This is a genomic window from Marinobacter shunpengi (assembly GCF_045449715.1).
Taxonomy (GTDB): domain Bacteria; phylum Pseudomonadota; class Gammaproteobacteria; order Pseudomonadales; family Oleiphilaceae; genus Marinobacter.
In genome coordinates, this window is the sequence record NZ_JBJJLA010000024.1 from 116,120 (window position 1) to 127,740 (window position 11,621).

The following is an 11,621-nucleotide window of genomic DNA, read 5'->3' on the forward strand; positions in this document are numbered from 1 at the left end:
CGTTCCTTACTGCTCAGTGGTCATGGTCGTCGTGGCTGTGATCGCCGTCGGCCAGGCCGAGCCACACCAGCCCGGACGCCTCGAAGTCCAGGTTCAGGGTGCGGACGATCCCGCCGTCATGGCTGTCGATCTCGGTAATGGTGCTGGCGTTGGGGTCCAGCAGGTACAGGCGGTCATCGGCGGCGGAGGTGGTGATGGAGGGCGCGGCGGCGTCTTCCCCCAGGGCGCCGGTTACCGTAATGGTATGGGCCAGGGCCCAGTTATCCCCGGGGTGGAAGAGGCGCAGGTCGCCATCGTCGCCCAGCACATAGAACACCTCTCCATGGACGTCGAACCCCTGCGCCACAAGGCCAACGCCGGCGCCAAGGGTCAGCTCCCGGTAGGGATCGGCACTGGCTTCCGCGTCAATCACATACAGCTGGTCGCCGGCAATACCCACCAGTTCCTCCACCGCATGATGGCCTGCGAGGGTGCCGATCCGGCTGTCCGCCGCCAGCGAGTCCGGGTTGTCCAGCTTGCTGGCCGGGTAGGTGGTGTCGTGCAGGTCGATGACCAGCACGCCGTCACCGCAGCCGAAGGCCAGCGCATGGTCATTGGCGGCGGCGCCGTGGAGGAGCGGGCATTGCTCCGTATAGCGGGTTTCAAAGCTGAAGCTGTCGCCGTCGAAACTGTAACGCTCCACTTCCGCCGGCAGAGTGGTGTCGGTGATGGACGGGTCCCGGTAGGTGACGAACAACTGGTCGCCGATTAACTTGGCTACTCCGTGCATGGCGTTGTCCCGGCCCAGGCTGGCCAGTGTGGTGCTATCCATCAGCGAGGCGTCGGACAGCGCCGTCACTTTTGAGCTGGCCACCCCGTCTTCACCGTCAAAGAACACCACGCCGCTGTCTTCTCCCAGGGAATAGTGCGTGGGCCGGCGGTCGTTCAGGGTCAGGCTCAGCATGGTGGGGGTTTCGGCATACTCGTGCATGTGATCGCCGTGATCCTCCACGTACAGGCCGCCGTCCAGAAAGGACACCAGGTCGTCCTCCCGTTGGATCACCACGGCGTAGCGGTATCCGGGGCTATGGGATAGCCGCGGTGCTTCACCGGCGAGCGGGACGGTTTCCAGCAATGTGCCGTCGTCCACTTCGAAGACCTTGAGGGCGCCGGCACCGGCGTCGTAGGTGGCCAGTCGCCCGGTGCTGTCGATCTCCTCGTGCGCATGGTCGTCGTCGCTATCGTCGGAATCGGATCCACTGTTGCCGCCTCCGCAGCCAGCCAGGAGCAGGGTGGTTGCTGCCAGGGCAATGGCCAGGCGCAGCGGGTTGTGGGCGAATGGTGGGGTCAGTTTTGTCATGGAAAACTCCTTTTACGTTATAACGTTGCTTTTATCGATTGAATAGAAAGTCAGTCGAGGCGGATATGGAACAGCGGTTTGCCGACGGAGGTTGGTGAATCGGCTTGTTCCTCGTGTGGCGGATTAAGGTCTTGTCTGATCAACAACGAATGTTATGTTATAACATAATTAACGTAAAGCCCGATTCGGGCACTTTGATGTGAGAGGAGTGAGAAAACATGCAGGAAAACAGCAATCGACTACCGGTAACCGTCCTGTCCGGTTTTCTCGGGGCCGGTAAGACCACGGTGTTGAACCATATCCTCAACAATCGGGAAGGCCGCCGGGTGGCGGTGATCGTCAATGACATGAGCGAGGTCAACATCGACGCGGCCCAGGTCCAGCAGGAAGTCACCCTGAACCGGGCCGAGGAAAAGCTGGTGGAGATGAGCAACGGCTGCATCTGCTGCACCCTGCGGGAGGACCTGCTGGTGGAGGTGCGCCGCCTGGCGACTGAGGGCCGGTTCGATTACCTGGTGATTGAGTCCACCGGCATCTCAGAGCCGCTACCGGTGGCGGAGACCTTTACCTTTGCCGATGAAGACGGCATCAGCCTGTCGGATGTGGCCCGGCTGGATACCATGGTGACCGTGGTGGACGCGGTGAATTTCCTGAAGGACTATGACGAGGCGCTGTCCCTGGAAGAGTCCGGCGAAAGCCTGGGCGAGGAGGATGAACGCAGCGTGGCGGACCTGCTGGTGGACCAGGTGGAGTTCAGCGATATCATCCTGGTGAGCAAGACCGACCTGGCCAGTGAGCAGGACCTCCACCGCCTGACCGGAGTGCTGCGCAGTCTGAATACCGAGGCGGAAATCCTGCCCATCCGCCAGGGCGATGTTGCCCTGGACAAAGTCCTTGGTACCGGGCGCTTCAGCTTCGAGCGGGCCCAACTGGCACCGGGCTGGCTGGTGGAGATGCGTGGCGAGCATATCCCGGAAACCGAGGAATACGGCATTGGCAGCTTTGTCTACCGGGCCCGCCGGCCGTTTCACCCCGCCAAGTTCTTCGAGTTCCTCAACCAGCCCTGGCCCACCGGTCGACTGATCCGTTCCAAGGGCTACTTCTGGCTGGCCACCCGGCCAGAGTTTGTAGGCCAGTGGAGCCAGGCCGGTGGCATCGCCCGTCACGGCTTTGCCGGTATGTTCTGGAAAGCGGTGCCGGAAGAGCACTGGCCCGAAGACGAGGAATACCGCCAGGCCATCATGGCCCACTGGGAGGAACCCTTCGGGGATATGCGCCAGGAACTGGTGTTTATCGGCCAGAACCTGGACGAAGCCACGGTGCGCCGGCAACTGGATGACTGCCTGCTGGACGACGGGCAACTGGTGGCGGGCAAAGACTTCTGGCAGACCCTCAACGATCCGTTTCCCGCCTGGCGTTAAAAGGGATGGGGGCTACACAGCCCCATCCCGTACATTCTCCATCACCACAAAGGTACTGGTCTGCAACACGTGGGGCAGCGCCGAGATCTGTTCTCCCAGAACCTGCCGGTAATCCGCCATGTTGCGGGTGCGCACCTTCAGCAGGTAGTCGAAGTTGCCGGCGATCATATGGCACTGCTCCACGGCGGCGATCTGACGGACGGCCTCGTTGAAGGCAGCCAGGGCCTTGCTGCTGGTGTCGTTGAGGGTGACCTGGGCAAAGGCGATGTGGCTCAGGCCCATGCGGGTCTGGTTCAGCAGCGCGGTGTAGCCGGTGATGTAGCCCTGCTCCTCCAGCCGGCGCATGCGCACCTGGCAGGGGGTCTTCGACAGCCCCACCCGGGAGGCCAGTTCGGTAATGGTGATGCGGGCATTCTTCTGCAACTCGCGCATGATGGAGTGGTCGATGCGGTCCGGCTCTGTCATATGGCCTCGTTCGTGGTTAATGAGAGACACCCGATGGAAACCGGAGGCCAATTCCCTGCGTACCGTTCCATAGCGTTCTAGACTGAAGTCAGTGCAGGTGCGATGGCAGGCAGCCCCGGATCGGCAACCCGATCACTGGGTGTAATCAGATCATTTTTCCTGTTATCCCGGAAACTGAAGTCTTTATTGTAATTCAGACTCGGTAAAAACGGGACATTTAACGGATGTATAAAATTAATACAGGAAAATGGTCTGACGCCCTATCGGTAGAATGCCTGCAAGAGAGACAGATGACGATGAGGTTACCGTTATGAAACCGCAGCAGTCAGACAAACCGACACTGGCCGAAAGCCGCCAGGCTGTCCGCAACTACTATCTCGCCGATGAGTACGAGGTGATTCGTGAACTGATTGCGGATGCCGGCCTGTCGCCGGAGGAACGCCGTGCCATCTCCGACCGGGCCGCGGACCTGGTGCGGGATGTGCGGGCCAACGCCCGCTCCACCATCATGGAAAAATTCCTGGCGGAGTACGGCCTGACCACCAAGGAGGGCGTGGCGCTGATGTGCCTGGCGGAAGCCCTGCTGCGGGTGCCGGACAACATGACCATCCATGCCCTGATCGAGGACAAGATCACCTCCGGCAACTGGAGTGCCCATGTGGGCAAGGCGTCGTCCTCCTTTATCAACTCCACCACCGTGGCGTTGCTGATGACCAGCAACCTGCTGAAGGATTCCGAGCGCCAGAGCGTGGGCGACACCCTGCGCAAGATGGTCAAGCGCATGGGCGAGCCGGTGGTGCGCACCGTCGCCGGCCAGGCCATGAAGGAAATGGGCCGCCAGTTCGTGCTGGGCCGGGATATCGAGGAAGCCCACAAGGAAGGCAAGGACTATGTGGCCAAGGGCTACACCTACTCCTATGACATGCTGGGCGAGGCCGCGCGAACTGACGCCGACGCCCTGCGCTATTACGAGGCCTACGAGAACGCCATCGACTATATCGCCCAGTTCTGTGACGGCGATGTGCGTAAGAACCCCGGTATCTCGGTCAAGCTCTCCGCCCTGTTGGCACGCTACGAGTACGGCCAGCATGACCGGGTGATGAAGGAACTGATGCCCCGTGCCCTGAAACTGGCGAAGAAGGCCGCAGCGGCCAATATGGGTTTCAATATCGATGCCGAGGAACAGGACCGGCTGGACCCGTCCCTGGACGTGATCGAAGCCATCCTGTCCGATCCCGACCTGGCCGGCTGGGAAGGTTTTGGTGTGGTGGTACAGGCTTTCGGCAAGCGTGCGCCACAGACCCTGGACTGGCTCTATGCCCTGGCAGAGAAGCTGGACCGCCGCATCATGGTGCGGCTGGTGAAGGGTGCCTACTGGGACGCCGAGATCAAGCGTGCCCAGGTGATGGGGCTCACCGACTTCCCGGTGTTCACCCGCAAGGCATGCAGCGACGTGGCCTACCTGTCCTGTGCCCGCAAGCTGGTGAACATGGCGGATCGCATCTACCCGCAGTTCGCCACCCATAACGCCCACTCGGTATCCGCCGTGCTGGAGATGACCCGCACCGCCGGGCTCGACAACTACGAGTTCCAGCGCCTGCACGGTATGGGGGAGTCCCTCCACAGCCAGGTCATGAAGGATAGCGGCGTGCCCTGCCGGATCTACGCGCCGGTGGGCAAGCACAGTGACCTGCTGGCCTACCTGGTGCGCCGGCTGCTGGAGAACGGCGCCAACAGCTCGTTCGTCAACCAGATTGTCGACACCCGCATTACCCCGGAAGAGATTGCCCGGGATCCTATCGAGACGGTGGAATCCCTGGGCCGCGATCTGTCCAGCAAGGCCATCGTCAAGCCGGCCAACCTGTTTGGCGAGAAACGCCGTAACTCGAAGGGCTGGGATATCACCGACCCCGTGACCATCGGGGAGATCGACCGTGGCCGCGGGCAATACCGGGAGCATCGCTGGAAAGGCGGTCCGGTGGTTGTCTCGGACGTTATCGGCACGGAAGTGCAGGTGGTGCGCAACCCGGCCAACCCGGAGGATCTGGTCGGCTACGTGACCCAGGCGTCCCCGGACGATATCGACGCGGCCATCAACGCCGCGCAGGCCGAATTCAGTAGCTGGTCCGCCCTGTCCGCCGCTGAGCGTGCCGCCCGGGTTCGCCGGGTGGGGGACCTGTATGAGGAACACGCCCACGAGCTGTTCGCCCTCACCACCCGGGAGGCGGGCAAGTCCCTGCTGGATGCCGTCGCCGAGATCCGGGAGGCGGTGGATTTCGCCCAGTACTACGCCAACGAGGCGGAACGCTACGAAGGCAGCGGCAATCCCCGTGGGGTGATGTGCTGCATCTCGCCCTGGAACTTCCCGCTGGCGATCTTCACCGGTCAAATCATGGCCAACCTGGCGGCCGGTAATACCGTGGTGGCCAAGCCGGCGGAACAGACCTCGCTGCTGGCCAGCCGGGCCGTGGAGCTGATGCATGAGGCGGGAATTCCGAAGGCGGCGGTTCAGTTGCTGCCGGGCACCGGCGCCACCGTGGGGTCGGCGCTGACCTCCGACGCCCGCATTGCCGGCGTCTGCTTTACCGGTTCCACCGCCACCGCCCAGCGCATCAACCAGGCCATGACCGACAACATGGCACCGGACGCCCCCCTGGTGGCGGAAACCGGTGGCCTTAACGCCATGATCGTGGACTCCACCGCCCTGCCGGAGCAGGTGGTGCGGGACGTGCTGGCATCGTCGTTCCAGAGCGCCGGCCAGCGCTGCTCGGCCCTGCGCATGCTGTATGTGCAGAAGGACATTGCCGACCACCTGCTGGAGATGCTCTATGGCGCCATGGACGAACTGGGCATCGGCGACCCCTGGTTGCTGTCCACGGACGTGGGGCCGGTGATCGACGACAACGCCCGCAAGAAGATCCAGGACCATTGCGACAAATTCGAGCGGGACGGCAAGCTCCTCAAGAAAGTGCCGGTACCGGAAGGCGGGCTGTTCGTGTCCCCTGCCGTGCTCAAGGTCAGTGGTATCGAGGAGATGGAAGAGGAAATCTTCGGCCCGGTGCTCCATGTGGCCACCTTCGAGGCGAAGGACATGGACAAGGTGGTGGATGCCGTCAATGCCAAGGGCTACGGCCTGACCTTCGGTATCCACAGCCGGGTGGACCACCGGGTGGAGCGGATCGCCAACCGCATCCATGTGGGCAACACCTACGTCAACCGCAACCAGATCGGCGCCATTGTCGGCTCTCAGCCCTTTGGCGGCGAGGGCCTGTCCGGCACCGGTCCCAAGGCTGGTGGACCGCAGTACGTTCGCCGTTTCCTGCAGGGACCGGTCAAGCAGGTGCCGGCGGATACCAGCGCCAGCACGGTGGATGCCAAGGCCCTGCAATCGTTGATTGCTTCACTGGACAAGGCGCCGCTACCGGGGCCCAGCGAACGGATGGCCCACCTGGTGCCGATCCTGGGCGAGGCGCCGGCTCCCCTGGATGACCAGACAGAGGAATTGCCCGGCCCCACGGGCGAGCTGAACCGGCTGTCCAACTATCCCCGTGGTCTGGTGCTTTGTCTGGGCCCGGACCGGGGCACCGCCCTGGAACAGGCGGCAACCGCCCTGTCCCAGGGTAACCGGGTCGTGGTGATCGCACCGGGGGTTGAGGAAACCCTGGCGCAGGCGATTGATGCCGGCCTGCCGGTGGTGGGTTGTGACGGTCTGCTGGACCCGGAGGCCCTGGCCACGGTGGACGGTTTCCACGCGGTAGTGAGCTGTGCGGAAACGGATCTGCTGAAGCGGTACCGCCAGGCCCTGGCCAAACGGGATGGCGCCCTGCTGCCACTGATCACCGAGCATACCCTGGATCAGCGCTATGTGATCGAGCGTCACCTGTGTGTGGATACCACGGCTGCCGGGGGCAACGCCAGCCTGATCGCGGCCTCGGAATAGATCCGGAGCGGGAGCAGGGAGTGCTCCTGGCTTTCCGTTTACTCCGCCATTCTGGCTTTCCGTTTACTCCGCCATTAAGGTGGTAGGCCATCCCCCGATGCACCGCTGCCCGGAGTACCGGATCCCCCATGGCCTATCTCAGCCTGTTCTTTGTTGCCTTTGCCGCTGCCACCTTCTTTCCGTTCCAGTCTGAAGCCCTGCTGGTGGGATTGCTGGTGTCGGATGCCTATTCCATTGCCGGCCTGCTTCTGGTCGCCACCGTAGGCAATGTGCTGGGTTCGGTGGTGAACTGGTATCTGGGCCTGTACATCGAAAAGTTCCGCTACCGCAAGTGGTTCCCGTTCAAGGCCCGCACACTGGAAAAAGCCCAGGTTCACTACCATCGGTGGGGCCACTGGTCCCTGCTGATGAGCTGGGCGCCGTTCATTGGCGACCCCCTCACCCTCATTGCCGGTATCATGCGGGAGCCCTTCTGGCGTTTCCTGGCCATTGTCACCCTGGCCAAGGGCGGGCGTTACCTGATCACCGCCATGCTGACCTTTGGCTGGCTCAATAGCTGATCTACCAGGTATCGCCTGCTGTCCTCCCGATAGATGGTGGCACCGTTTTGGTGCGCCTGAATGCCGCAATGAGATCGACATCGCACGAAAGTTCACCGATATCAAGCACATTTGCGATTGCTTCTGGTAATATGCGCCCGCCTCGTAAAAGATCCTATCTATAGAAGTGATAGACAAATGCCATCGACCGTGTTCGGCGGTTTTACCGCCAATTTCCTGGGCAAGGCGCCCACCTGGTACAAGCAGCTGATCCTGTTGTTCCTGATCATCAACCCCATCGTGGTGGTGATGTTCGGACCGGCGGTGGCGGGCTGGCTTCTGGTGGGCGAGTTCATCTTTACCCTGGCGATGGCGCTGAAGTGTTACCCGTTGCTGCCCGGCGGCCTGCTGGCGGTGGAGGCTATCCTGGTGGGCATGACGTCACCGGAGGCGGTCTACCATGAGCTGCTCACCAACTTCCCGGTAATCCTGCTGCTGATGTTCATGGTGGCGGGCATCTACTTCATGAAGGAGCTGTTGCTGGTCACCTTCACCCAGATCCTGGTGGGGGTTCGTTCCAAGTCCGCCCTGTCGCTGCTGTTCTGTGCCGCGGCGGCGGTACTGTCCGCGTTCCTGGATGCACTGACAGTAACGGCGGTCATCATCAGCGTTGCGGTGGGCTTCTATTCGGTTTACCACAAGGTGGCTTCGGGCAAGGGTTACCAGCACAAGGACCACAACGCCGACAGTGATGCGGAGGTGATCGAACTGCACCGGGAAGACCTGGAGCAGTTCCGTGGCTTCCTGCGCAGCCTGCTGATGCATGGCGCCATTGGTACCGCCCTGGGCGGCGTGGCCACCATGGTAGGCGAACCCCAGAACCTGCTGATCGCCAAGACCGTGGGCTGGGATTTCAAGAGCTTCTTCGAGCACATGGCACCGGTGAGCCTGCCGGTGCTCGGCGCCGGCCTGTTCACCTGCTGGGCGCTGGAGAAACTGCGCTGGTTCGGTTACGGCACCCGTCTGCCCAAGCCCGTACGGCGGGTACTGGAAGAGTTCGCGGACAACGAGAAGGCCAAGCGCACCAAGGCCGACGAGGCTGCCCTCTGGATCCAGGCCTTTGCCGCCGGGGTGCTGGTGGTGGGTCTGGCCTTCCACCTGGCTGAGGTGGGTCTGATCGGCCTGCTGGTGATCATCATCATTACCTCCTTTACCGGGGTGACCGACGAGCACCAGATCGGCAAGGCCTTCCAGGAATCCCTGCCGTTCACCTCCCTACTGGTGGTGTTCTTCGCCGTGGTGGCGGTGATCCACGACCAGCACCTGTTCAAGCCGGTGATCGAATTTGTGCTGGACCTGCCGGAGAGCCAGCAACCGGGCATGTTCTTTATCGCCAACGGCCTGCTGTCCATGATCAGCGACAATGTGTTCGTGGCCACGGTCTACATCAGTGAGATCAAGCAGGCCCTGGACGCCGGCGCCATCAACAACGAACATTTTCAGACCCTCGCCATCGCCATTAACACCGGCACCAACCTGCCCAGCGTGGCCACCCCCAACGGCCAGGCGGCGTTCCTGTTCCTGCTGACCTCCGCCATCGCGCCGCTGGTGCGGCTGTCCTATGGTCGCATGGTGGTGATGGCGTTCCCCTACACCATCGTCATGGGTACGGTAGGCCTGATCAGTGTGATCTATCTGGTCTGATGGCCACCGGAGGGCCTACCATACTGCTGGAAGGGTGCGCCTGAACCCTATGCTCGGAGGGTGACGGCAGGGCAACACGGTTCTGCGTGATCAGAAAACGCCCTGCCGTCATCTCCGCAAGATTCGGGTCGGCCGCCACGGGGAGACTCCCTATCATCGATTCTGAACCGGCTATCAGCCGACGATTCCGTCATCGATGAAAGGAGCTCCAGCCATGAATATCCTGTCCAATAAAGTTGCCATTGTTACCGGTGCCAGTGCGGGCATCGGCTATGCATCAGCCCGTCTGTTCGCCCGAGAAGGGGCCTCGGTGGTTGTTGGCGCCCGTCGTCAGCAGGAGCTGGAGGCCCTGGTCCGGGAGATCGAGGCGGAAGGTGGCCAGGCCGTGGCGCTGGCGGGGGATGTGCGGGATGAAGACTATGCCCGGGCCCTGGTGGACATGGCCACCGAGGCCTTTGGCGGCCTTGATATCGCCTTCAATAACGCCGGTGTGCTCGGCGCCATGGGGCCGGCATCCGATATGTCCCGGGGTGACTGGGATGAGGTGCTGACCACCAACCTGACCGGCGCCTGGCTGGGGGCGAAGTATCAGCTACCGGCCATGGTGGCCCGGGGTGGCGGCTCGCTGTTATTCACCTCATCGTTTGTCGGCCATACTGCGGGTATGCCGGGCATGGCCGCCTACGCTGCCAGCAAGGCCGGCCTGGTCGGACTGACCCAGGTGCTTGCCGTTGAGCACGGCGCCCAGGGCATCCGGGTTAACGCCCTGCTACCGGGGGGCACGGATACCGATGCGGCACGCACCTTTGCCGATTCACCGGAGGCAATGGACATGGTGCGGGGGCTGCACGCCCTGAAACGGATTGCATCGCCGGAAGACATTGCGCAGTCGGCGCTGTACCTGGCGTCGGACGCCGCCTCGTTCACCACCGGTTCGGCCATGCTGGTGGATGGTGGCGTTTCCGTGAACAGAATGTGAGGGACGTGATGATGTCGGACTATGCGCGTATCGAACAGGCCATTACCTATCTGGTCGGGCAGGCGGGCAGTCAGCCGACGCTGGAGCAGGTGGCGGCACACGTAAACCTGAGCCCCTATCATTTCCAGCGGCTGTTCACCCGTTGGGCCGGCACCTCTCCGAAGCGCTTCCTTCAGGTGCTGACCCTGGAGCACAGCAAGGCGTTGCTGGCGGAATCCCGCTCGCTGCTGGACACGGCGCTCGATATCGGCCTCAGTGGTGGGTCGCGGTTGCACGACCACTTTGTCCAGCTTGAAGCGGTGACCCCCGGTGAATTCAAGACAAGGGGTGAAGGGCTGCGTATCAGCTATGGTGTCCATGACACGCCTTTCGGAGACCTGCTGGTGGCCCGCACCGACCGGGGTGTGTGCCGGGCCGCCTTTCTCGACTACTCCGACCTGAATACTGAACTGGCACAACTCAGGTCAGACTGGCCCGCAAGCACGCTGGTAGAGGATCCTGAGGCTACCGAGCCGGTGGTGGCCCGGATGCTGGGCAGGCCGGAGGAGCAGGCGGAAGGCCCCATCTCCATCCGGGTGTCCGGTACCAATTTCCAGATTGCCGTCTGGCGTGCGCTGATGAACATTCCCTACGGCGCGGTGGTCAGCTATGGGGATATCGCCCGCTCCCTGGGATACCCCAGCGCCTCACGGGCGGTGGGCAACGCTGTTGGGGTGAACCCGGTGGCCCTCCTGATTCCCTGCCATCGGGTGATCCAGCAAAGCGGCGCTCTTGGTGGTTACCGTTGGGGGCCGAACCGCAAGCGGGTGATCCAGGCCTGGGAGCGTTTGCGGACCGAGCCGGAAACGGCGGTGTCCTGATCGCTTCATGGCCAATCTTATGGCGATCGGTGTCAGTCACTTGTTGGGAGCGAATATCCCGTATATAGTGACAATGTCCTTGGCTGAATACCAAATGTAGTGATCAAAGTGTCGCCATCTGGTATCGGGAATCCGGTGAGAATCCGGAACTGACGCGCAGCGGTATTGGGGAACGAGTGGGCATTACGACACTGGCACGCACGCCGGGAAGTCGCCCGCAAGGCCGAACCGAGAGGTTCCTGCCCCTGAGTCCGAAGACCTGCCCTGGACAGAATGTCGAGCCTTCGCGTTTATAAGGTGAGCAGATAGATTCTTGCGGACGACCCTATTAATCCCCTCTCCCCTGGCGGGAGAGGGTTAGGGAGAGGGGGATG

The 11,621-nt window shown here is 62.4% G+C and carries 8 protein-coding genes and 1 riboswitch; of the genes, 6 read left to right on the forward strand and 2 right to left on the reverse strand.

Annotated elements, in window-relative coordinates; genetic code table 11:
• Positions 1 to 13 precede the first annotated feature (13 nt).
• On the reverse strand, positions 14 to 1,339 hold the full coding sequence (locus ACJO3T_RS17355; RefSeq protein ID WP_406979269.1) for a hypothetical protein: 1,326 nt from the start codon (positions 1,337 to 1,339) through the stop codon (positions 14 to 16).
• A 218-nt stretch (positions 1,340 to 1,557) separates the two neighbouring features.
• Here ACJO3T_RS17355 and zigA point away from each other — a divergent pair, with 218 nt between their 5' ends.
• The gene (gene zigA / locus ACJO3T_RS17360; protein ID WP_406979270.1) at positions 1,558 to 2,760 is read left to right on the forward strand and encodes a zinc metallochaperone GTPase ZigA; all 1,203 of its coding nucleotides are present in this window, start codon (positions 1,558 to 1,560) and stop codon (positions 2,758 to 2,760) included.
• A 12-nt stretch (positions 2,761 to 2,772) separates the two neighbouring features.
• Here the strand turns inward: zigA and ACJO3T_RS17365 are convergent, their stop codons facing one another.
• Positions 2,773 to 3,225, reverse strand: a complete 453-nt coding sequence (locus tag ACJO3T_RS17365) for an Lrp/AsnC ligand binding domain-containing protein (RefSeq protein WP_406979271.1) — start codon at positions 3,223 to 3,225, stop codon at positions 2,773 to 2,775.
• Between the two features lie 310 nt (positions 3,226 to 3,535).
• Here ACJO3T_RS17365 and putA point away from each other — a divergent pair, with 310 nt between their 5' ends.
• The 5 genes from putA (at position 3,536) to ACJO3T_RS17390 (ending at position 11,247) form a co-directional block, all read left to right on the forward strand.
• Positions 3,536 to 7,165, forward strand: a complete 3,630-nt coding sequence (gene putA / locus ACJO3T_RS17370; protein WP_406979273.1) for a bifunctional proline dehydrogenase/L-glutamate gamma-semialdehyde dehydrogenase PutA — start codon at positions 3,536 to 3,538, stop codon at positions 7,163 to 7,165.
• 128 nt (positions 7,166 to 7,293) lie between these two features.
• Positions 7,294 to 7,725, forward strand: a complete 432-nt coding sequence (locus tag ACJO3T_RS17375) for a YqaA family protein (RefSeq protein ID WP_406964931.1) — start codon at positions 7,294 to 7,296, stop codon at positions 7,723 to 7,725.
• A gap of 177 nt (positions 7,726 to 7,902) precedes the next feature.
• On the forward strand, positions 7,903 to 9,408 hold the full coding sequence (gene nhaB, locus ACJO3T_RS17380; RefSeq protein ID WP_406964932.1) for a sodium/proton antiporter NhaB: 1,506 nt from the start codon (positions 7,903 to 7,905) through the stop codon (positions 9,406 to 9,408).
• Between the two features lie 214 nt (positions 9,409 to 9,622).
• The gene (locus ACJO3T_RS17385; protein ID WP_406979274.1) at positions 9,623 to 10,387 is read left to right on the forward strand and encodes an SDR family oxidoreductase; all 765 of its coding nucleotides are present in this window, start codon (positions 9,623 to 9,625) and stop codon (positions 10,385 to 10,387) included.
• 11 nt (positions 10,388 to 10,398) lie between these two features.
• Positions 10,399 to 11,247 (forward strand): methylated-DNA--[protein]-cysteine S-methyltransferase, encoded by an 849-nt coding sequence (locus tag ACJO3T_RS17390; RefSeq protein WP_406979275.1) that lies wholly within the window; start codon positions 10,399 to 10,401, stop codon positions 11,245 to 11,247.
• A gap of 89 nt (positions 11,248 to 11,336) precedes the next feature.
• Positions 11,337 to 11,528, forward strand: a riboswitch (cobalamin riboswitch).
• Positions 11,529 to 11,621: the final 93 nt, after the last annotated feature.

What these genes read in the sequence shown, in the direction of transcription:
- ACJO3T_RS17390 (WP_406979275.1), top strand. Translation starts at nt 10,399, where the DNA reads ATGTCGGACTATGCGCGTATCGAACAGGCCATTACCTATCTGGTCGGG.
- putA (WP_406979273.1), top strand. Translation starts at nt 3,536, where the DNA reads ATGAAACCGCAGCAGTCAGACAAACCGACACTGGCCGAAAGCCGCCAG.
- zigA (WP_406979270.1), top strand. Translation starts at nt 1,558, where the DNA reads ATGCAGGAAAACAGCAATCGACTACCGGTAACCGTCCTGTCCGGTTTT.
- nhaB (WP_406964932.1), top strand. Translation starts at nt 7,903, where the DNA reads ATGCCATCGACCGTGTTCGGCGGTTTTACCGCCAATTTCCTGGGCAAG.
- ACJO3T_RS17365 (WP_406979271.1), bottom strand. Translation starts at nt 3,225, where the DNA reads ATGACAGAGCCGGACCGCATCGACCACTCCATCATGCGCGAGTTGCAG.
- ACJO3T_RS17385 (WP_406979274.1), top strand. Translation starts at nt 9,623, where the DNA reads ATGAATATCCTGTCCAATAAAGTTGCCATTGTTACCGGTGCCAGTGCG.
- ACJO3T_RS17375 (WP_406964931.1), top strand. Translation starts at nt 7,294, where the DNA reads ATGGCCTATCTCAGCCTGTTCTTTGTTGCCTTTGCCGCTGCCACCTTC.
- ACJO3T_RS17355 (WP_406979269.1), bottom strand. Translation starts at nt 1,339, where the DNA reads ATGACAAAACTGACCCCACCATTCGCCCACAACCCGCTGCGCCTGGCC.